The organism is Planctomycetota bacterium, from assembly GCA_039819165.1.
In the GTDB taxonomy this organism is placed as follows: domain Bacteria; phylum Planctomycetota; class Phycisphaerae; order Phycisphaerales; family UBA1924; genus JAHCJI01.
This window is the reverse complement of the sequence record JBCBSM010000001.1, coordinates 903,741-923,830: the sequence shown is the minus strand read 5'-3', so window position 1 is coordinate 923,830 and position 20,090 is coordinate 903,741. Positions and strand designations below refer to the sequence as shown.

Annotated in this window: 18 protein-coding genes; 7 read left to right on the top strand and 11 right to left on the bottom strand. The window is 72.8% G+C overall.

The features are described from left to right. Window positions 1-41: 41 nt before the first annotated feature. Both AAFX79_04105 and AAFX79_04100 read left to right on the top strand, forming a co-directional pair. Entirely contained in the window at window positions 42-644 is a 603-nt protein-coding gene (locus AAFX79_04105) for an RNA polymerase sigma factor (protein MEO1007723.1), read from the top strand. Further along, window positions 641-1,810: a hypothetical protein gene (locus tag AAFX79_04100; protein ID MEO1007722.1), complete on the top strand. Its 1,170-nt coding sequence runs from the start codon at window positions 641-643 to the stop codon at window positions 1,808-1,810. Before AAFX79_04105 ends, AAFX79_04100 begins: the two co-directional genes overlap by 4 nt. A gap of 7 nt (window positions 1,811-1,817) precedes the next feature. Here AAFX79_04100 and AAFX79_04095 read toward each other — a convergent pair whose 3' ends face one another. The 3 genes from AAFX79_04095 to AAFX79_04085 are packed head-to-tail and all read right to left on the bottom strand — an operon-like array spanning window position 1,818 to window position 6,665. Next, complete coding sequence (locus tag AAFX79_04095; GenBank protein ID MEO1007721.1) at window positions 1,818-2,594, bottom strand: hypothetical protein; 777 nt, start codon at window positions 2,592-2,594, stop codon at window positions 1,818-1,820. A gap of 15 nt (window positions 2,595-2,609) precedes the next feature. Next, complete coding sequence (locus AAFX79_04090) at window positions 2,610-3,377, bottom strand: acylneuraminate cytidylyltransferase family protein (protein MEO1007720.1); 768 nt, start codon at window positions 3,375-3,377, stop codon at window positions 2,610-2,612. A gap of 3 nt (window positions 3,378-3,380) precedes the next feature. Then, window positions 3,381-6,665 (bottom strand): 6-hydroxymethylpterin diphosphokinase MptE-like protein, encoded by a 3,285-nt coding sequence (locus tag AAFX79_04085; GenBank protein MEO1007719.1) that lies wholly within the window; start codon window positions 6,663-6,665, stop codon window positions 3,381-3,383. Window positions 6,666-6,804: 139 nt separating this feature from the next. Here AAFX79_04085 and AAFX79_04080 point away from each other — a divergent pair, with 139 nt between their 5' ends. Further along, window positions 6,805-7,443 carry a hypothetical protein gene (locus AAFX79_04080; GenBank protein ID MEO1007718.1) on the top strand — a complete coding sequence of 213 codons (639 nt, stop codon included), beginning with the start codon at window positions 6,805-6,807 and terminating at the stop codon, window positions 7,441-7,443. Here AAFX79_04080 and AAFX79_04075 read toward each other — a convergent pair. After that, window positions 7,440-8,297: a hypothetical protein gene (locus AAFX79_04075; GenBank protein MEO1007717.1), complete on the bottom strand. Its 858-nt coding sequence runs from the start codon at window positions 8,295-8,297 to the stop codon at window positions 7,440-7,442. The genes AAFX79_04080 and AAFX79_04075 overlap by 4 nt on opposite strands. A gap of 369 nt (window positions 8,298-8,666) precedes the next feature. Here AAFX79_04075 and AAFX79_04070 point away from each other — a divergent pair, with 369 nt between their 5' ends. Then, window positions 8,667-8,966 carry a hypothetical protein gene (locus AAFX79_04070; GenBank protein MEO1007716.1) on the top strand — a complete coding sequence of 100 codons (300 nt, stop codon included), beginning with the start codon at window positions 8,667-8,669 and terminating at the stop codon, window positions 8,964-8,966. A gap of 21 nt (window positions 8,967-8,987) precedes the next feature. Here the strand turns inward: AAFX79_04070 and AAFX79_04065 are convergent, their stop codons facing one another. From AAFX79_04065 to AAFX79_04055, 3 genes are read right to left on the bottom strand one after another with little or no spacing between them, the layout of a single operon-like run. After that, complete coding sequence (locus AAFX79_04065; GenBank protein ID MEO1007715.1) at window positions 8,988-10,064, bottom strand: M20/M25/M40 family metallo-hydrolase; 1,077 nt, start codon at window positions 10,062-10,064, stop codon at window positions 8,988-8,990. Window positions 10,065-10,102: 38 nt separating this feature from the next. After that, on the bottom strand, window positions 10,103-11,116 hold the full coding sequence (locus AAFX79_04060) for an extracellular solute-binding protein (GenBank protein MEO1007714.1): 1,014 nt from the start codon (window positions 11,114-11,116) through the stop codon (window positions 10,103-10,105). A gap of 56 nt (window positions 11,117-11,172) precedes the next feature. After that, a complete protein-coding gene (locus AAFX79_04055; GenBank protein ID MEO1007713.1) occupies window positions 11,173-12,975 on the bottom strand; it encodes a hypothetical protein in 1,803 nt (600 codons plus the stop codon). 180 nt (window positions 12,976-13,155) lie between these two features. On the opposite strand from AAFX79_04055, the gene AAFX79_04050 reads away from it, so the two are divergent. Continuing rightward, a complete protein-coding gene (locus AAFX79_04050) occupies window positions 13,156-14,493 on the top strand; it encodes an O-antigen ligase family protein (GenBank protein MEO1007712.1) in 1,338 nt (445 codons plus the stop codon). Here the strand turns inward: AAFX79_04050 and AAFX79_04045 are convergent. The 3 genes from AAFX79_04045 to AAFX79_04035 are packed head-to-tail and all read right to left on the bottom strand — an operon-like array spanning window position 14,440 to window position 18,090. Then, complete coding sequence (locus tag AAFX79_04045; protein MEO1007711.1) at window positions 14,440-15,501, bottom strand: N-acetylneuraminate synthase family protein; 1,062 nt, start codon at window positions 15,499-15,501, stop codon at window positions 14,440-14,442. The genes AAFX79_04050 and AAFX79_04045 overlap by 54 nt on opposite strands. A 4-nt stretch (window positions 15,502-15,505) precedes the next feature. Next, a complete protein-coding gene (ppk1, locus tag AAFX79_04040; GenBank protein MEO1007710.1) occupies window positions 15,506-17,698 on the bottom strand; it encodes a polyphosphate kinase 1 in 2,193 nt (730 codons plus the stop codon). Further along, complete coding sequence (locus AAFX79_04035; GenBank protein MEO1007709.1) at window positions 17,695-18,090, bottom strand: 6-carboxytetrahydropterin synthase; 396 nt, start codon at window positions 18,088-18,090, stop codon at window positions 17,695-17,697. Before AAFX79_04035 ends, ppk1 begins: the two co-directional genes overlap by 4 nt. 37 nt (window positions 18,091-18,127) lie before the next feature. Here AAFX79_04035 and AAFX79_04030 point away from each other — a divergent pair, with 37 nt between their 5' ends. Both AAFX79_04030 and AAFX79_04025 read left to right on the top strand, forming a co-directional pair. Next, entirely contained in the window at window positions 18,128-18,670 is a 543-nt protein-coding gene (locus AAFX79_04030; GenBank protein ID MEO1007708.1) for a GNAT family N-acetyltransferase, read from the top strand. A 33-nt stretch (window positions 18,671-18,703) separates the two neighbouring features. Then, window positions 18,704-19,144 (top strand): transcriptional repressor, encoded by a 441-nt coding sequence (locus AAFX79_04025; GenBank protein MEO1007707.1) that lies wholly within the window; start codon window positions 18,704-18,706, stop codon window positions 19,142-19,144. Here the strand turns inward: AAFX79_04025 and AAFX79_04020 are convergent. After that, entirely contained in the window at window positions 19,141-19,977 is an 837-nt protein-coding gene (locus AAFX79_04020) for a hypothetical protein (GenBank protein MEO1007706.1), read from the bottom strand. The genes AAFX79_04025 and AAFX79_04020 overlap by 4 nt on opposite strands. Between the last annotated feature and the right edge of the window lie 113 nt (window positions 19,978-20,090).

Below are 20,090 nucleotides of genomic sequence, written 5' to 3'. Positions count from 1 at the left end.
GGCTGGACTGCCGGCTCGTTGCGCGACGAGGGAGCATCGACGTGGCCCATGAGGATGATGCCCGGCTCGTGCGGCGAGCGTGCGAGGGCGACGCCCAGGCGGCCTCCGAGATCGTCGAGCGGTACCAGCGGCCGATCTTCGCCGTGTGCTTCCGGATCCTCGGCGACGAAGACGCCGCCGCCGAACTCACGCAGGAAACGCTCATCAAGGTGCTCACGGGCCTTGAGAAGTTCCACGGCCGATCGGCGTTGTCGACGTGGGCCTACCGGATTGCCGTCAACGCGTGCTACACCCACCTGCGTTCGGAACGGGTTCGGTCGGCTTCGCGCTCCGCGTGGCCCGAAGATGGGGAACCCGAGGCCGCTCGGGGCGTCCAAAGGGGCGGAGATGGCCTCGACGTGGCCGAACGGCGGCGGCTGGTGGCCCGAGGGTTGCAGATGCTGCAGCCCGATCATCGGGTCGTGCTGGTGCTGCGGGACGTGCAGGGGCTGGAGTACGAGCAGATCGCGGGCGTGCTGGGGGTGGCCGTCGGCACGGTGAAGAGCAAGCTGTTCCGGGCGCGTGCGGCGCTGCGGAGCGTCATCGAGGATCTGGAACGCAGCCGCTCGGGCGTGCGGGCCTCGCAGGGAGACGACCACGGGTGAGCCAGCAACGCTCCAACATCGAGGACGCGATTGCGCGGCTACGCGGCGTGGGCGAGGCCGACGCGCTCGATTGGCTCGAGGCCGACGCTCGCGAGCGGGGTGATGCTCCGCCCGGTTCGTCGCTGCGCGCGATCGATGAGGCGATCCGGGGCGAGCCCGGGCTGGCGACGGCCCTGGAGCAGATGCGGATCGACCGCGCGGCGCTGGGATCGCTCGATGTGCCGCAGCCGCCGGCGAGCGTCGCGCAGGCGGTGCTGGACGAGCACGAGCGGCAGTCGCTGCTGGTGCTGGCGGGGCGGGGCTCGCCGGTTGGCGTGTCGCACGCCGACCCGCCGCTATCGCTGGCGTCCTTCCCCGGATGGTTTAAGCCGGCGATGGGCATCGCGGCGGTGCTGCTGGTGGCGTTCGCGGCCTGGCAGCTGCTGCCGGTCTTGCTGCGGAGCGGCCCGCCGCCCCTGAGCCCGGGCGATCCGATCGCCATCGCGGGCGGCGATGCCGGGTCGGACGATCCGGTCGATGAGAGCCCCGAGGATGAGCAGCGGATGGCGGCCCGCGACGGCGATGCGGACGCGCCGCCCCGCGAAGTTGTGTTCCTGACCCCAACGGACACGGTTGCCGCCGCTCCCGAGCCGGCGTGGGCCGAGGTGCTCGCGGCGCGGGTCGGCATGCCCGCCGAGGATGTGCTCGATCACGCCATGGACGGACGGCTTGTCGTGGTCGTGCTGACGGACGATCTGGCCGCCTCTCGCAGGGCGGCCGAGGACGCATCGGTGGGGCTGATCGATCCCGCGTGGCGGATGCGCGATGCGGGGGGCGAGCTGATCGCCGCGATGAGCGGGCCCGGACGGGCGGTGTTCCGTCCGATCGACGGCGGCTTCGGGCACGCCGATGGGGGCCTCGTGGGCGACCTGGAACGGGTCGTGCGCTCGACGCCGACGGTGTTCGTCGCGGAGGCGGCGTGCTCGCCCGAGGCGATGCTGCGGATGCTCGACCAGGTGGGCCGGCTCGGCGATGGCGTCCGCATCGCGATCGCGGGCGATCCGCTGCCCGGTGCCGGTTCGATGCCGCCGCCGGCGATCGAATCCACGCTGTTCTGGTGGGAGGAGGATCCCGCGTCGTGGCAGCCGTGGGCGGGCGTCGCCGTCCAGTTCGTGCCGACGCGGTGAACCTCCGCTACGCGTTCACCCGTGATTTCGGCAGGTAGGCGTTCGCCCGCCGCGTCCACTTGTTGGCCTTCATCAAGCGCCGGATCTCGGGATCGGCCAGGTACATCCGCACGGCCTCTTCGGGCAGCGAGCGTTCACGCTCCGAGGGCGCGGCGGCGGGCGCGCGTTCTTCCTGTACGAGCGATGAGGCGTGGTAGTGGTTGGCCGCGTAATCGGCGGCGCGGGCGGCGAGCCGCCGGCCGTCGGTGATGCCCCAGGCCGCGAAGAGCTCCCGGAAGAACCGCCGCGGCTTCTTGCGCAGCAGCTCGAAGGTGAGGTGTCCCGGGCTGTCGCCCCAGTACTCGGCGAATTGCTTGTAGTGGTCCAGCTCGTAGTTGGGCCGGAGGGCGTCGGTCCATCCGCGGGCGTACAGGCTATTGAGCCGCGTGAGGGGATTGCGCGCCAGATACACCGCCCGGTGCGTCGGGAACGCCGCTTGGAAGTTGGCCGGCGGCGGACGCAGGTGGGGGTGCTTGACAACGAGCGTGCTGCTCTGGCCGGCGATCTGCTCGAGCACGCGTTGGGCGAGCGTGATGGTCTGGACCTCCTCCAGCATGCAGCGATCCGCCAGATGGGCCTTCACCAGGTCGGCCTGCTCGGCGGGGTAGTGGTACGGCTCGCCCGTGCGGTCCCAGGGGCCGAGGGGCTCGTCGGCAACCGGGCACCCGAGCGCGTGCGCGGCGGCGTAGGCGGTCACCGACGAGCCGCTCCTGGGCAGCGAGAAGATCCAGAGCACGCGATCCATGGCGAGTCCTAGGCGTCAGGTCGCCGCCGCACGGGTGTGCAGCAGGTGTTCGGCGACGGCGAGGTCGGCCTCGGTGTCGATGTCGACGACGTCGCCGTGCTCGGTCTGGACGCCGCGGTGGTCCGAGCCGAGGAAGGCGTGCGGGCGGTCTGCCTGCGCAGCGCCGGCACACAGCGCCGACTGGCGGAGGACGATCACGCCGCCGTCGGGCACGCAGGCGGGTGGCAGGTCCTGGCGGCGGTAGACGCCGTTGAAGAGTTGCTCGCCGTGCCAGGGCCGGACGACGCCGCCGTCGCCGAGCGTGGCGGTCCACCAGGGGTGGTGCTTGCCCACGCGTGCGTAGCTCTGCACGCTATCGCATCCCGTCGTCCGCAGCACCGCGACGGCGCGGTCGATCAGGCCCGGCGGCCGGACGGGCACGTTGGCGTAGAGGAGCACGACGAGGGCGTGGGGATCCACTGGCTTGCGCTCGGCGGCGCGGTCGAGGGCGTCCGCGGCGGCGGCGTCGATGCGGGCATCGTGGGTGGCGAGCGCGGGCGTGCGGGGCCAGTGCTCGGCGTTCATCTCTAGCGCGGTGGCCGCGACCTCGTCGTCGTCGGTGGATACGCCCACGCGGCCGACGGCCTCGCTGGCGTGCGCCGCGTCGATCGTCCAGGCTACGCACGGGCGGCCCGCGATCGGTCGCCGGTTCTTGCCGGGCACGCCCTTGCTGCCCGCGCGGGCGAGGATGATCGCGATCGCGGGGGTGTCCTTTGACGGGTCGGGATGCGCGGGATCGGCCACCGGCTAGGCCAGCGCCGCCGGCACGGACTTGGCCTTGGTCTGCCGGATCTCGAGGTTGAGACGCCTGCGGGCCGAGCGGGGCAGCGGCAGCGGACGGAGCCGCTCGAACTCGTCGGGCGCCGGAGGATCGACGACGGCCGCGCCGTAGCGGGCGAGCAGCGCCGCGTAGCGCTCGGGCAGCTGCTCGAGCGTGGCGGCGGTGCGGCGGAGGCGGGGCACGATCCAGCGCGGGCGGTCCTCGCGTTCCATGCGCAGCTCGTCGAACGGCGGCGGAAACGCGGGATCCTGGATGTCGACGCTGATGACGCCGGCGGCGCTGCGGGCCAGCCGATCGGCCTCCGAGGGTCCGCCCGCCATGAGCGTGCGGACGTGCACCGACGCGGCGCCGGCGTCCACCAGGCGGTGCACGAAGCCGTCGACCCATTCGGCATAGCCCCCGTAGCGGCAGTCGAGGGTGATCGCCGCGTCCGGTGCGCCGCGGGCGAAGGCCACCACGCGGTCGATCTGGCCCTCGTCGGCGTCCTCGCCCAGGATGGCCCGCAGCTGCGCGGGCCGCTGCAGCGCATCGCCGAGCATGTCGGGCAGTTCGTGCGGGTCGAGATTGCCCGCGGCGGCCACGTGGAGGGCCTCGGCCAGCGTGGCGGCGCGATCGGGGCTGTCTGGGATGAGCCGTCGGCCGAGATCGCGGAGCGGCGGCGAAGTCGTGACGCAGATTGGCCGGGCTATGGGATCGGTCCGGGCCGCGTGCGGCAGGTAGGCCAGTAGTCCGCCGATGGTCGCGCCGGGCAAATGCGGGGGGGACATCGCCAGCTCGTCGCACGCGGGCAGCGCGAGTGCGCAGGCCGCCAGACCGGCGGGGACCTGCGCGAAGGCGACGTGGCGGGCGTCGGGGTCCTCGAGCATCCGCTCGGCGACGGCGTCGGTCAGCGCGGGATCGACGAGCGCCCAGTCCGCGGCGAGCACGAGTGCGCCGGGTGCGCCGAACTCGCGGATGATCGCCGCCGTGGTGGCGGCATCGAAGCACTCGTCGTGGGGCGTGAGCGAGGCGAGCCCACCGCGGAAGCTCGCGGGCGAGAACGCGCGAGCGGCGGCGATCCAGCGCCGACGTGTGTCCAGCCCGTCGGGCGCGGAGCGGACGTGCATGCGAGCGGCGTTGCCGGTGCGGGCGGCCACGCGTCGAGCGGCGTCGACGTCGGTCGCGACGAGCACGATGTCCGACACCCGGTCGCAGCGGGCGAGCGACCGCAGCGTGACGTCGGCGATCGAATCGTCGCCGGCGATGGGGCGGAGCAGGTCCCGCTCGTGGAACAGCCCGCCGCGGCGCGGATCGAACCAGACGACGGCGGGCAGCCGGGCCTCCGCCGGCGGCCGGGCATGCACGCGGAGCGGCAGGGGCGCGTCGCCGCTCGCGGCGTCCTCGAGCATGCGGGCGAGGCGGTCGGCGGTATCGGCGAGCCACTGCAGGTTGTCGGCGTCGCGCTCGGCCCGCCGGGCCTGCACCTCGCGGGGATCGGCGCCGTCCATCTCGAGGGCGATGGCGCGATCGGCGCGGGCCCGCCTGAGGCCGCCGGTCTGGTTGAGGTACTGCGCCATCCAGTACGCGGGATGGAGCTTCTCCACGCGGTCGCGGATGGCATGGATCTCGCCGACGAGCCGGCGGGCGTTGGCCGCATCGCCGTGCGGATCGAGTTGCTTCATCAGGGCCAACGTCTCGAGCGAGAGGCGGCCGACCTGCCGGGCCTGCTCGGCGATCTCCCGCAGCCGGCGGTCGACGGCCTCGTCGTTGGCGCCGCTGTCCGCCGGCGTCGGCGGCAGGTGTACGCCGACGGCGGGATGCTGCGCCAGCGCTACATTCAGATTCATCGGCTCTGCGTGGGCCTTGGCGGCGCCGCGGCCCGCATCGATGACCGACAGACCGCGGGCGGCGTCGGTGGCGAAGTCCCGCTCGAACTGCACGAGGTAGTTCTGGAGTTGCTCGTCGGTGTACAGCGTGCGGCCCTCGCGGTCGGTGGTCTGGCGGAGCATGTGCCGCGCCCGCAGGATCCGCTCGAGTTCCATCATCTCGAGCGTGCGGAAGTCGCCCAGCTCTGCGGCCCACACGCGATGGATGGCGGCGCCGGCGCCGTAGTACAGCCCGTCGGTGTACGCGAGGTCCTGGCCCACGAGGATCACCGGATCGCAGCCCAGGAACCGGGCGAGGTAGTACGACAGGTGCGCGACCGTGGCGCCCGCGGGCAGCTCGGCGTGGTGCCCGCCGAGATCGACGCCGTGGGCGTTCAGCAGCCGCTCGAGCACGCCATCGGCCGCAAGCCGCACGGCGCCGGGCCACGCATTGATGATCGCGGGGTTGGCCTTGGGCTCGGCGACGAGCGTGACGCCCTCGACGTCGTCGGGCGTGAGCTGCTCGTAGAAGCGGCGGCTGATCTCGTGGTAGTCCAGCGCGGTGACGAAGTGGGGGCGGACGCCGGCCTCGAGCAGCGGGTGCAGCACGGTCTGGGCGGCGATGATGCACGCCCGCTCGCGGACCTCCGGCTTGGCGAGCGCATCGATGCTCTCGGCCAGGCTCGGGCCGGCGCTCACGACGATCGCGGGCGTGCCGGCGAGCGCGCCGCGGAGGTCCTCGACGCCCGGCTGGCTCGCGTAGGCGCGGGCGTTGCGCAGCGCGTTGGCCATCGACTGCTCGGACTGCATGAGCGTCGTGACGATCGACGTCTTGGCGGCGTTGATGATCTCGGTGAAGCGGCGGGAGAACTGCGCCGCCGAATCGCCCAGTCGCTGCACGCTGGGCGGGTGCGCGATGATCTGCACGCCGAGCGCCAGGGCGCCCTCCAGGCCGTGCAGCCGGCGGGAGATGGCGCTCGCGTCGCCGGCGTCGTGCACCAGGATGAGGTCGCCGCCGCCCAGCCAGTCGCTGCAGTCGACCCGCTCGAGCACGGCCCGGAGCAGCGGAACGTCGGGCTCGAAGCACAGGACCAGACCGGCCGATCCGATGCGGTCGGCGATCGCGCGGACGTGGTAGCCCAGGCCGAAGCCGAGGACCGCGACCGTGGCGGCGTTGCGGGGGTCGACGGACTCGGCGAGGCGTTCGGCCTCTCGCCGCGGGCGACGGGACGACGCGAGCAGGTGCTCGGTGCCGCCGGCGGCGAGGGTGGCGGTCGGCACGCCGTCGTCCGTCGGCGCGAAGGAGATTCCGGGATGGGGCGCTGCATCTGCGACGGCCCGTGCCGCATCGGGAGAGGTCGCCCGCAGGGCGGCGAGGTTGCGTTCGAGGATGCCGGGGTCGGGCACGGGTGGCGGCTCCGTTGGGTGTCGTGCGGTGCGCGTGGGGGCCTTCCGCACGAGGAACAGCATCGGATAGGCGGCAGAATAGCCTGTAGCCCCGCGGGAGCGTGGTGCTCCGAGGGGTCATCGCGGCGAGGGAAGTGCCATGAACGACGTGATTGCGCCGCCGAGCTTCGATCCGCTGCCCTCGGGCCCGCTGCTGTCCCGCTTCGTGCTCGAGCAGCCGCTGCTGCCGGCGATCGCGCTGCTGCTCGTGGCCATCGGCGTGCTCCTGGTGCAGAACCGCACGGGCCGGCTGGGCGCGCGATCGCTGTGGGCACTGGCGCCCGTCGCGCTCGCGGGCGGCGTGCTGGCGGCGGGCTCCCTCGTGCAGACCGAGCGAGAGCTACTCCGCGAGCGCACGCGGGAGCTAATCGGCGCGGCGGCCGACGCCGACACCGACCGGCTCCGCGGCCTGCTGGCCGAGGACGTGTCGCTCGAGGTCAGCGGCGCGATCGCCCGCGTGCTGCAGAGGGTCTCGGGACGCGAGGACATGCTGAGCGCAGTCGATGCGAGACTCGAGCGGCAGTACCCCATCGAGGACTGGTCGGTGTACAACCTGCAGGCCAGCCTCGACGGGCCCGGCGTGGCCCGCACGCAGCTGCGTGTGCGGGTCGAGATCCGCGGCTCGCTGGCCCATGGCTCCATCTGGAGGCTGCACTGGGAGCGCGACGGCGATGGACCGTGGCGGTGCTTCGAGCTCGAGCCCATGTGGATCCAGGGCGTCGGTTCCTTCGACGGCTAGCTCGCGGGGATGGCGATCAGGAAGGTCTGCACCGCGCGGGCCTCCCGCTGGCCCGGCCGGCGGACGCGGCGCTCCTGGCCGTTGATGCGATCGACCGGGAACTTTCGCTGTAGGTCGAGGAAGGCCGGCGGGAAGACGCCGTTCTGGGCGTCGAACTCGTCGGCGTTGAAGAGCCCGACGGTGACGTGGCTGAAGTTGGGGCCGTGGTAGTAGAACGCCAACTCGCCCTCGGACCGCAGGATCGCGACGGCCTCTTCGGCGGCCTCGCGTGCGCTGCGGCGGTCGGAGGGTGACGGCGGGCGGCCGTCGTTGCGGCCGTAGGCGCCGATCTGCAGCGTGTAATCGAATCCCGGCCCGTAGTAGCTCGCGACGTTGGTGAGGTCGTACTCGGCCACGGAGCCGGTGGGTGGCTCGGGCGGCGCGAGCACCGCGGCGGCGAAGGGGCGGACCCCTCCGATCTGCGCGCCGCGGACGCGCTCGAGCGCCGCCTGGGCCTCGCGGTCGTCGGGGCCGGCGAAGCGGCCGAAGGCGAGCAGGATGGCCTCGTTGCGGGGCTCGAGCCGCGCGCCGCGGAGGCCTCCCTCGGCGGTGGCGCGCGCGAGCGTGGCCTGCGCCAATTCCTGCGCGCGGGGGCCGCGGAATGCGGCCATCGCCACGGTCCATGCGTCCTGGTCGCGGGCGGTCTCGGGCGCGTCGGTGAGATCGGCGAAGGAGCCGATGGGCCGGGTCGGCTGGGGATCGGCCGCGCAGGAGGCCAGCGCCGCGGCGGAAAGCAGCAGGGCGATCCGCGCGATCCTGCACGAGGCAAGCCCGGGCGTCGAGCGGGTTTCCGAACAAAGCCCAATCTTTTTCACGCGGCGTCTCCGAAATGTCGCGATCGCCGGATCCGTCGCTGCGGAGGCGGTTTTCGCGGCCGGTATTCGATCTCCATCGCCCGAATTCGAGCCTCGCGAGCCGTTCGAGCGGCTTTCGATCTTTGGAGCCCGAGGGCATGCCCCGTCGATACTAATCGTGCCCCAGGGACGGGGTGGTGGAGCGACGCCGAAGGCCGAGTTCCCACTCCGTAATGGATGACGAAAGAGCCGCACGATGCGGCCGGAGCGTGGCTCCGGCATCGCTATTCGTGTGGTCGTGCAGAGGTGTGCGTGCGGCCGGAGGCGGCGCGAGGTGCGAACGCAGGATTTGCGAAACCAGGTAGACACGGGCTTCGGAGAGTGTGGCACATGACGGACATCGGGCAGATCACGACGGGTGGTAGCGCGGGCGACTTGCAGCCGAGGCCGGTCAAGCGGGGGCCGGCATCGTCCGGGGACCAGCCAGGCCGGACGGCAGACGCGTCGCGACGCACGCCGGACCGCGTGGAATTGTCGCCGCAGGCCCGCGCGGATCGTTCGAGCGACGGCTTCCGCCCGGAGGTCGTCGCACGGGTTCGCGAGGCGATCGCGGGTGGCCGCTACGAGACTTCTGAGCGTATCGAGGCCACGATCGACGCCATGCTTGCCGATCCCAAGGTCATCGAGTAGCCAACGGACGAGAAGGTCGCGCTAGCGACGTGGGTCCGGATCCGCACCGGGGACGGCCAGCGGCGGGGCCTTGGGCCAGTCCTTCAGCATCGAGAGTTCCTGGACCGCGCCGGCGACCTGTCGCACGGCGCGGATGTAGCGTGCGCGGTCGATGGTCTCGATGGTGTCGCTGGCCTGGTGGTAGTGCGGGTTGCGGAAGTTCGCGGTGTCGGTGAACATGGCGGCGGGCAGGCCCAGCCGCCAGAATTCGGCGTGATCCGACCGCATGATGTCGGGGGCGGCGAAGCCGAAGAAGTCGGCCTGGAGGATCTTGGCTTCGGGCTCGGCCCGCCGCATGGCGTTGGCCAGGACGTCGGTGAAGTCGCGGTGCTGCCGCAGGCCGACGAGCGCGAGGAAGTCGCCGCGGTCGGGCGGCTCGTAGACGCCCTCGATGGCGGGAATGGGCGACTGCTGGCTGCCCGGCTCGTCGCTGAAGTAGCCGAGCATCTCGAGCGAGAGCGCCCCGTCGACGATGATGTCGCCCTCTGCGATCGCGGGGGTGATGGTCCGCCGGACATGGTGCCGTGCGCCGATGAGGCCGGCTTCCTCGAGGGTCGTGAAGAGCAGGCGGATGGATCGGCGCCGGGGCTGGTCCTTGAGCACGCGGGCGAGTTCGAGCAGGGCGGCGGTGCCGGTGCCGTTGTCGTCGGCGCCGGGCGATCCGCTGACGGCGTCGATGTGTGCGAGCAGGATGATGGTGTTCTTCGCGAGGTCGCCGCTGCCCTCGAGGTCGACGTAGATGTTGCGGGGCGTGGGCGCGTCGGGCGGCGTCGTCCGGGCGATGCGTTCGGGGCGGGCGACGTCCTCGGTGATCGGGTCGTAGCCCATGCCGCGGAGCTGCGTGAGGACGTACTCCTCGGTCTCGAGTAGGCCGGCGACGTCCTCGGGCGTGCTGCGTCCGGCGCGGGCCTCGGGGAGCGCCCGCAGCGCCGCCATGACGCGGTTGCCGTCGACGAGATCCTGCGCCGTCGGTGCCGGGTTGGCGTCCTGTGCCGATGCCGGCGTCGCCACAGCCAGAACCGGTGCAAGCACGGCGGCGATTGCGAGTGCGAGCTTCATGGGCGTGGTCCTTCCCGGGCCGTGCGGGCCCGCGGAGGCTACGGGGCCAGGGCCCGGTCGCACACCTCCATGGCCTCGGGCATGGCGCGGGCAACGATCGCGGGGTCGATCGTCCACGCCTCGGCGGGCAATTCGAGGCCGAGCTCGGCCCGCAACTCGGGCCGCACGGGGAAGTTCCGCGAGTCGCTGGCGGCGATGACCCGCGACGCCCGCTCGCTCAGCAGGTAGTCGATCAGCCGGCCGGCGGCATCCGGGTTGGGGCCGCCGGCGACGAGGCCCACGGTGTTGGGCATCAGCAGCGGGCCGCGGCTGGTGGGCGGCAGCGGATCGGTGAGCGGATCGTCGGCCGCCTCGAACACGAAGTCGACGCGCCAGCCGTTCCGCTGGGCGGCGTAGACGTCGTCGGTATCGGTGAGGCCGACGTCGATCTCGCCGCGGGCGATGGCGGCGACGACGGTGGCGTTGCCGTCGTAGATCCGCATCCCGTTGGCCCGCATGGACGCGAGCCACCGCTCGAGCACCTCCGGGCGATCGGCGGCGAGGATCGCTGCGACGTGCCCGCGGGTCGTGCCGAACTCCGGGCGGGCCATGCCCACGCGGCCGCGCCAGGCGTCGGCGGTGAGGTCGGCGATGCGGCGGGGCACGTCGGCGGCGTCGAGGCGATCGCTGGCATACGCGATCACGCGGGCCCGCGAGGCGAAGCCGTACCAGCGGCCCTCGGCGTCACGAAGGCCCGCCGGCCACGGATCGAGCTCGGCCTCGTTGGGTGCGCTCGTATAGGGGGCGAGCACGCCGGCGTCGGCGAGCCGGACGGTCTGGTAGGGCTCGCTCGACCACCAGACGTCGGCGCGGGGCGCCTCGCGTTCGGCCAGCAGCCGCTCGACGAGGCCGGTGGTCTTGGTCGCCTCGGTATCGCCGACGACGTCGACGCGGATGCCGGTAGCGTCCTCGAAGTCGGCGACGACCTCGCGGAGCAGATAGCCGTCGGCCGAGCTGTAGAGCACGACGCGCTCGCCAGGCTCGGCGCGCTCGCAGCCGCCGGCGGCGAGCATCGCGAGCGTGACGCAGGCGGCAGGGATGCACGCGAGGAGGATGCCGGCGGCGCGGATCAGCTGCCGCCCCCCTCGCTTGGCACGGCCGGTGTGGGCTCGGGTGACACGGGCGGGGCCTGGCCCTCGACGACCTCGGCCTGCCGCTGGAGCCGGCCGAAGTAGGCCTGCAGCGACTCCTGGTACTCGATGGGGACGACGTTTTCCTCGACGGCCTCGGCGACGCCGGAGGCGGCGGCCTCGACGGCGGCCGAGAACTGGGCGCGGGTCTCGCCGATGATCTGGTCGCCGTAGACGAGCCGCTGGCCGACGATGGGGCCCTGGCCGAGGCGAGTCTGGGTGCGCTCGCGTGTGCGCTGGTAGTCGGCCGCCTCGGCGTCGGGGCTAGCGCCCGAGCCCCGGCCCGGCCCGCCCGAACCCGGGCCGGTGCGGGAGCTCTCGCCCTCCCGCCAGGCCGAGGTGGGGCCCCACATGGGGTCGCCGCCGCCCATGCCCTGCATGCCGCCGCCCTGGCCGCCCTGGCCCATCGCGGCGATCTGGCCCTGGGCCTGGCTGAGCAGTTGGGCGCTCTGCTGCCACTCGTTCTGCATCATCTCGAGATCGCTGAGCATGCCGGCCATGTTGCCCTGGGGCGACTGGCCGCCCTGCTGCTGCTGGCCGCCCTGCTGGCCCTGGCTCATCTGCTGGGCCATCTGGCCCATGGCCTGCGACATGTTCTGGGCCGACTGCGCCGCCTGGGCCATCTGCTGGGCCTGCTGCAGCAGTTGCTGCTGCTGCTGGGGCGACAGATTCTGGAGCTGCTCGATGGCCTGCTGTAGCTGGCTTGGGTCGGCGGCGGCACGCTGGGCTTGTTCGGCCGACATGCCGGCCTGCTGCAGCGCCTGCTCCAGGCCCGACTTCTGCTGGGCGATCTGTTCGAGCTGCTTCTGCATGCCCTGGAGCTGCTGGGAGAGCTGCTGCTTGGACTGGGCGTCCAGCTCGCCCGATTCGACCTTCTTCTGGAGCTCCTCAAGCTGCTCACGGGCGGCCTTGAAGTCGCCGCGTGCCAGCTCGCGGGCGAACTCGGTCGCGGGGCCGGGGCCGGGCTGCTTGAGCCGCGAGAGCTCCTGCTTGACCGCTTCGAGGCGGCGGGCGGCCTCGCCGTTCTCCACCTCTTCGCGGAGCGCCTGCTCGGAGGCGGTCAGCCGCTCGAGCGCCGCCAGGCGGAGGCCCTCGGGGTTGCCCAGCTGCGGGTCGCCCAACTCGAGGGGCTCGGTGGGCTGCTGGCCCGTCCGCTCGGCGACCTGCTGGGCGATGTTCTCGGCGACCTCGACGGCGGTGCGGGCCTCTTCGAGTTCGGCCTCGGCCTGCGCGATCTCCTGGGAGCGCTCCAGCCAGCCCAGCAGGTCGGGCCCGCGGGTCGGCAGCAGCGCCCAGATGATGACGACGGCGATGGCCGCGATGGGCGGCGCCTGCCAGAGCCTGGACAGCCGCAGCGGCAGGGCCGCACGCACATCCAGGCCGGCGGCGCGGCGGTCGGCGTCGGCGCGGACGGCGGCGGACCAGGGATCGTCGAGCCGCTCGATGGTCCAGGCGGTGCTGAGCGACTCGCGGAGCTGCGCGGCGTCGTCGACGCGGCGGGCCACCGCCACGCCGCGGGGCCGGGTGAGCATCGCCCAGACGAGGGCGCCGGCGACGGCCAACGCGGCCGCGATCGCCACGGCCGCCGCGGGATCCAGCGGCACCGAGACGAGCCACAGCGAGATGCGGACGAGCAGCAGCACGATGATCGCCAGCAGCGTCGTCACCGCCAGCCGGTGCAGCAGGAGCGAGGCAAACAGCCTCCGCGAGGCCCTGCGTACGACGCGATGCACGCTCTGCATGGAGCCCTCCCGGCTGCGGGTCGCGTCCGATGTGTCGGACCGATCGCCCGCCCGCTTGGATAGTGTACGGAGGATCGGCGGGTTCGTTGCGGAGGCACGAATCGTGACCCGCCCGTGACGATTCCGCGGGGGGTTCGATTCGCCCGGGATGCACCAACAGTGGCGTGGAGGCGGCTGGGCATGCAGCGGCGCTGGTGGGCGGGCGGCTTCTTCGGACCCGAACAGATCGAGCACGCCCTCGCCCGGGCCCAGGCGGGTCCGCGCTGGCTCCGGCACGCCCACGTCGCGACGGCGGCGATCTGGATGGTGCTGGCGTGCGGGCCGACCTCCGTCGTGGAGTTCGGCGGGGCGGCGCTGGGCGTGGCGACGATCGCGCGGCTGCCCTGGGTGTGGCGTGCGGTGCTGGTCGGCTTCGCGCACCCGGTGATGCTGGCGATCGCGGCGTGGTGCGGCTTCCGGGCGCTGTCGCTGGCGTGGTCGACCGACGCGGGCCAGGGCCTCGACCAGATCGGCGCGATGCGGTTTGCGTGGTCGGTGCCGCTGCTGGTGCCGGTGGCGCCGGCGGCGGGGCGGCTGGCGCTCGCGGTCGCGGCGGGCTTTGCGCTGGGGAACCTCAGCCAGGTCTCGCACGGGCTTTCGAGGGCGGGGATCGGGTGGCTGCCCGAGTGGAACCGGCTGCCCAGCCGCAACTCGGGCTGGTGGGATCCGGTCGTCGGCGGCACGCTGCTGTGCGCGGCTCTGGGGCTGCACGCGGGCGCGGCGCTGCGTGCGCGGGGGAGGCTGCGGTCGGTCGCACTCGCGGGCGTGGTCGCCAGCCTGGCGGCGATCGTCGCGACGGGAACCCGGGGGGCGTGGCTGGCCGCGGCTGCCGTTGTGGTGCTCGCGGCGGGTGCGAAGGTGGTCCTGTCGCTCCGCGGCGGCGCGGCGCCCCGCCGGGGACTGTTCGTCGGGGCCGTCGCCGGGGTGCTAGTGGTTGCGGGTCTTGCCCCCGTCGCGGCACCGCGGGCGCAGGAGGCGTACTCCGAGCTCGCGGCCATCGTCCGCGACGGCGACTACTCGTCGTTCACGGGCGCGCGGCTGCTCATGATGTGGTGGTCGCTGGAGGCCTTCGCAGAGCACCCACTCGCGGGCACGGGCGAGGGCGGCTACCGGGCGTGGTGCGAGGCGAACCTGCGCGCGCGGGGCGTGGATCCGGCCGAGCGGCACGTTGGGGCGCATCCGCACACGACCTATCTGCAGCCGCTGGGCGCCACGGGGATCGTCGGCGCAGCGCTGTTCGTCGTGGTGCTGGTGGCCGTCGGCGTGGCGGGGTGGCGTGCACGCGGCTCGGCGGACCCGTACGCGAGCGGGACCGCGTGGGCGTTGCTGGGGTTGTTCGTCGCCGGCGTCTTCGACCCCGTGCACGTCAACGCCCAGACCGCGGCGATGTGGATGGTGCTCACGGGATTGGCCGTGGGGACCTCGCTACAGCAGGTGGCCGAGCGACAGCGGCTGGTCCGCGGCGACGTCAACGGCTAGAGCACGGCCCAGCAGGTCGCCATCCTGCCAGGGTTCGAGACCCCCGCCGGGCCGCTTGAAGGCGAGGTCGCCGGCGCGCAGTACGACGCCGACGTCGAGGCTCCGGGCGGCGACGATCGAGCGGCGGGCGACGCGGCGGACGTCGGCCTCGATGTCCAGCACGGCCTTGCGGCCCGAGCCAAGCCGCGGATCGCCGGGATCGTGCGTCCAATCTCCCTTGGATGCCGCGTGCGCCAGCCGGACGTACTCGGCCATCTCCGCTGGCTCGATCGATGCCGCGTGGTCGGGGCCGGGGGCGGTCCTGTCCAGCGTCAGGTGCTTCTCGAGCACGTGCGCGCCGAGGGCCACCGCGAGGGCGCCGGTGTCGGCATCGGCGGTGTGGTCGCTGTAGCCGACGGGGCCGTCGTGCAGTGTCGCAAGATCGTGGAGCGCGGCAACGGCGGCGTGCTCGGACGGCGTCGGATAGGCGCTGACGCACTGGAGTACGGCGAGCCGTTGCCGGGCGGGCCGCAGCCAGCCAATCGCGCGGGCGACCTCTTCGCGGGTGGCCGCCCCGGTGCTCGCGATGAGCGGCCGGCCGGTGGCGGCGAGGGCATCGAGTAGCGGACGGTGCACGATGTCGGGCGACGCGGTCTTGAACGCGTCGAGCGGCAGGGCGGCGGCGGACGCGACCAGCGGCAGGTCGAACACCGTGGCGATGGCGTGCAGGCCGGCGGCGTGCGCGGCGTCGATCGCGCCGCGGGCGGCGTCGAGCGAGAGTTCCAGCCGCCGGAGCATCGAGGCGGCGTCGTCCTCGCCCGACCGCCGCTGGTAGCCGGCGAGGGGTGCGGCCGCGGCGAGCAGGTCGTCCGCCCGGAAGAGCTGCAGCTTGACCGCGTCGGCGCCGGCATTGGCGGCCGCGTTGATGAGCGCGTGCAGCGTCGCCTCGGAGCCATCGTGGTTGACGCCCAGCTCGGCGATGACGTAGGGCGGCTCGCCGGCGCCGATCCCGCGATCGCGGATGCGCACCGGCCTAGTCCTGGGGCTCTGTGAGGCGGCGGCGGGCCTCGTCCTCGGCGTCGAGGGCCGCCTGCATCAGCGTCGCGAAGGTGCCCGGGCGGTCGGCGTCGTCGTGCCGGCGGTAGCCCCCGTCGTGGGCGAGGTCCCACGCGAAGCGGCCGTCGCGGAGGTTGGCCTGCATGATCTCGACCAGCTGGCGTCGCGCGTCGGGGTCGTAGATGGGGCACACCGCCTCGAGCCGGTTGTTGAGGTTGCGGTACATCCAGTCGGCCGAGCCCATGAACCAGTGGCCGGCGAGGGGATCGTCCGAGCCGCCGGCGAAGTGGAAGATGCGGGAGTGCTCCAGGAAGCGACCCACGACCGAGACCACGCGGATGTTGTCGCTCAGGCCCGGGACGCCCGGCCTCAGGCAACAGAAGCCGCGGACGACCAGGTCGACGCGGACGCCGGCCCGCGAGGCGGCGTACAGCAGGCGGGTGATGTCGGGATCCTCCAGCGAATTGATCTTCGCGAAGATCCGGGCCGGCCGGCCCGCGCGGGCGTGCTCGATCTCGGCGTCGATGAGGTCCTCGAAGCGCGGCCGCATGGTGGTCGGGGCGACCAGCAACTGGGAATAGTCGCTCTTGACCGAGACGCCCGTCATGGCATTGAAGAGCTCTACGACCTCGCCGGTGATCCTCGGGTCGCAGGTCAGCAGCGAGAGGTCGGTGTAGAGCTGCGCGGTGGCGGGGTGGTAGTTGCCCGTGCCGACGTGGGCGTAGGCCCGCAGCCCCGCATCCTCGCGGCGGATGACCAGCGAGCACTTGCAGTGGGTCTTCAGGCCGACCACGCCGTAGGCAACGTGCACCCCCGCGCGTTCGAGCGTCCGCGCGAACGAGACGTTGCGGTGCTCGTCGAAGCGAGCCCGCAGCTCGACCATGCAGGCGACCTGCTTGCCGGCCTCGGCGGCGCGGATGAGCGAGCGGACGAAGGGCGAGTCCCGGCTGGTGCGGTAGATCGTCTGCTTGATGGCCAGGACGTCGGGGTCCCGCGAGGCCTGCGACACGAAGGCGCGGACCGATTCGTCGAAGCTGTCGTAGGGGTGGTGGGCGAGGATGTCGCCCTCCTGCACCGCCCGGAAGATGTCCGTGCGGCGGGCGATCAGCCGCGGCGGCGTGCGGGGCGTCCAGGGTGGGTCCTTGAGGTCCGGGCGGTCAATGGAGACGATCGACATCAGGTCGTCGTACTCCAGCGGGCCCTTGCGGACGTACACGTCTTCGGTGTTCAGGCCCAGCGAGGACGCAAAGAAGGTGACCAGCTCCTCGTGGGGCTGCTCGGCGATCTCCATGCGGACGGGGCGGGCGAAGCGGCGCTTTCGGAGCTCGTCCTGCACGCTCTCGAGGAGATCGTGGGCGTCCTCGTCGGTCTCCACGCTGGCCGACCGCGTGACGCGGAACGCCGTCGTGGCGAGCACGTCCACGCCCGGGAAGAGGCTGTCGAGGTTGGCGCGGATGACCTGGTCGAGGGGGACCAGCGTGAGGCCGCTTTCAGGCACGACGCCGCTGCCGGCCGTCGGATCGTCGACGCGGACCATCCGGGGGATGCCGTCTGGGATCTTCAGGCGGGCAAACCGCTCGCCCCGCCGGACGGGGCCGTCGGCGCGCTCCCCGAGCAGCACGCCCAGGCTCTCGGAGAGGTTGGAGATGAACGGGAAGCGGTGGCCGGGATCGATGGCCAGCGGCGTCAGCAGCGGGAAGACCTGGCGGTGGAACCAGTTGTCCAGCCCCTCCCGCTGCACCGGCTCGAGCGCGGCGTATTCGTCCACGCGGATGCCCTCGAGCGCGAGCGCGGGCACGAGGGCGTCCGCCCAGCAGGCGGCCTGGCGTTCCTGCAGCGCCTCGACGCGCTCGCGCACCCGAGTGAGCTGCTCGCGGGGCGCCAGCCCGTCGCGGGACGGATGCTCGATGCCCGCGTCCACCTGACGGCGGATCAGGCCGACGCGCTTCATGATGAACTCGTCGAGATTGCTCGCGAAGATGACGAGGAACTTGACGCGCTCCAGCAGCGGGGTGCGGGGATCCTCGGCCAGCTCCAGCACCCGCTGGTTGAACGCGAGCCAGGACAGGTCGCGATTGAAGAAGGCCTCTGCGTCGGACGGCGCCACGCTCCCGGTGGCGGCGCCGGCGGGCGTGCTGCTGGTGGCGTTGCGGGCGGTTGCGTCGGTCATCGCTGGGCCGCTTCTCCGGGCGTGACGGCCGCCTCGCAGCCCGGCGCCTCGGTCACCGCGACCCGGCGGACGTGGGCGCCCTCGGGCAGCACGCCGCGGAGGGCGAGGGCCAAGCCCGCGGCGATGGCCTCGGCGACGCGCTCGGCCGTGGGCAGCGGGCCGCCGGCGAAGGGCGGCTGGTGGTTGAGGTCGGCGTCCCGCCAGCGGTCGAGCATCGCGTCGAGCGAGGCCTCGACGGCGTGGAAGTCGCACAGCAGGTCGTCGTCGTCGAGGGCGCCGCCGGCGATGGTTGCGTGCACTCGCCAATCGTGCGCGTGCGGCTCCTCCATCGCGCCGCCGATGCGGACGGCGTGGGTTGCGCGGAAGGTCCGTGTGACGGCGATCTCGAACACGGCGGATGGTAGCGAGGCGGTCCGGCTATCCTGCGGCGTGATCGAGATCCGCCGAATCGCGACCGACGACCCCGTGTACCGCACGGAGGTTGCGCTCCGCGAGGCGGTGCTGCTGGGGCCCATCGGTTACGACCTGGCGCGCTTCGAACGCGAGTATCCGGGGGTGGAGGACCGCTTCGAGCACTACGTGGCGGTGTTCGAGCATCCGTCGGGCCCGAGGGCCATCGGGTGCGCGTTGCTGCTCATCGACGAGGAAGCCCGCACCGGCAAGCTCATGCAGATGGCCGTCGACCCGCAACGGCAGGGCGAGGGGCTGGGCCGGCGGCTGGTCGTGGCGATCGAGGCCCGGGCCTTCGGTGAGCTGGGGCTCGAGACGCTGTACTGCCACGCCCAGGAAACGGCGATCGGCTTCTACGAGAAGCTGGGCTGGGCGGGCGAGGGACCCCGCTTCATGGAGGCCGGCATCGAGCACCTCAAGATGGTGGTGCAAGCGCCACCAGAGCCCGCGGACGGCTGGAGCCAGGCGGCCTCCCTCGATGGCAGCACAGGCTACGACGACCTGGATGGCCCGCCGCCGTAACTCCGCGTCGCGCGCGTCGCTAGTATTCTGAGCATGTCGGATGCAACGCACGGCAACGATCTGAAGACCCTCTTCGCGCGGCACGGGCTGCGCTGCACCAAGCAGCGGCAGGTGGTCTACGGCGCGCTCGCCGCCAGCACGAGCCACCCCACGGCGGATGAATTGTTCTTGGCGGTCCGCGACACGGACGCCGGCATCTCGCTGGCGACCGTGTACAACACGCTCGAATCGCTCTCGAAGTGCGGGTTGTGCCGCAAGCTCGCCCCGACCGCCGGCGGGCCGACGCGGTTCGACGCCACGACCAGCGAGCACGTGCACCTGCTGACGTCGGACGGCCGGCTGATGGACGTGCCCGATGATCTGAGCGCCCGGCTGATCGATCGCGCGAGCGACCCGGAACTGATCGCCGAGATCGAGCGGCGGCTTGGCGTGGGGCTGGACAAGATCGACATCCAGCTCATCGCGCGGGGCTAACCGGCCCGCTTCTGCTCGTCGGCCGCCGAACCCGGGCGGCTCCGATTGGCGAACTTGCACCGCCGCAGGCCGAGCCAGGCGAAGACCTCGAACAGCAGGAAGCCCGCGAGCGCGACGCCGACGCCGACGTACGCAAGCACGCGCCATGCCAGACTCATGAACGGTGCGGGCTGCGCAAGGCTCACGTCGAGCTGCATCGTCCACAGGAATGGCAGGCACAACGCAAGGCCGGCCGCGGCGACGACCCAGCCCGCGGCACCGTGTGCGACGATCGTGTCGGCGATGATTCGGTCGACGCGGGCGTGCCGCTGCCGCCCGAAGAGCACCAGTCCCCGGGCCTCGACGTGCGTGAGGGCGGCGTACACGCCGCCGCACGCGAGCCACGCGGGAATCGCCAGCACGAGCGCGAGCATCATCGCTCCGATCACCGAGCCGGGCGACCACTGGTACATGCCGCCGGTCGGCGAGCGCCTGGGACGCTCGAGGATGAGGAGCGCGAGCGTGCCGATGGTCGGCGCGGTGAGCAGGCCGGCGACGGCAAGCGTGGCTCGGCGGAGCCGACGCGTGGATCGTGGTGGTCGATCAAAGGCCATGGCGTCCAGCGTGCGGTGCGGCCGCCGGAGCGCACTCGACCAGGTGCGCAGCAGGGCGCCGGCGGACGGCGCTCGCTGCCACGCGGTGCCGATCCGGGCCGCGGGCAGGCTGCGGGCGATCGGCGTACCGCACTCGGGGCAGGCGGCCTGGTCGCCGATGCCGTCGAGCACGTAGCCGCACCGCTCGCAGAGCAGCGTGAAGGCGTCGGTCCAGGGCCTCGCGGAGGTGGGCTCGGGCACCGGCGACGGTATTCGGTCCGGGACGGCCGCCGGGGCTCAAGCGGCCCCGCGGCGGGACCGATAGGCGTAGCGGCGGCGAGCGCGAGGTGGGCCGCTCAGCAAGGGAATACGCC

Excerpts from the sequence above, each read along its gene's own strand:
- AAFX79_04055 (MEO1007713.1), bottom strand. The coding sequence starts at position 12,975 with ATGCAGAGCGTGCATCGCGTCGTACGCAGGGCCTCGCGGAGGCTGTTT.
- AAFX79_04050 (MEO1007712.1), top strand. The coding sequence starts at position 13,156 with ATGCAGCGGCGCTGGTGGGCGGGCGGCTTCTTCGGACCCGAACAGATC.
- AAFX79_04060 (MEO1007714.1), bottom strand. The coding sequence starts at position 11,116 with ATGCTCGCCGCCGGCGGCTGCGAGCGCGCCGAGCCTGGCGAGCGCGTC.
- AAFX79_04070 (MEO1007716.1), top strand. The coding sequence starts at position 8,667 with ATGACGGACATCGGGCAGATCACGACGGGTGGTAGCGCGGGCGACTTG.
- AAFX79_04065 (MEO1007715.1), bottom strand. The coding sequence starts at position 10,064 with ATGAAGCTCGCACTCGCAATCGCCGCCGTGCTTGCACCGGTTCTGGCT.
- AAFX79_04025 (MEO1007707.1), top strand. The coding sequence starts at position 18,704 with ATGTCGGATGCAACGCACGGCAACGATCTGAAGACCCTCTTCGCGCGG.
- AAFX79_04080 (MEO1007718.1), top strand. The coding sequence starts at position 6,805 with ATGAACGACGTGATTGCGCCGCCGAGCTTCGATCCGCTGCCCTCGGGC.
- ppk1 (MEO1007710.1), bottom strand. The coding sequence starts at position 17,698 with ATGACCGACGCAACCGCCCGCAACGCCACCAGCAGCACGCCCGCCGGC.
- AAFX79_04095 (MEO1007721.1), bottom strand. The coding sequence starts at position 2,594 with ATGGATCGCGTGCTCTGGATCTTCTCGCTGCCCAGGAGCGGCTCGTCG.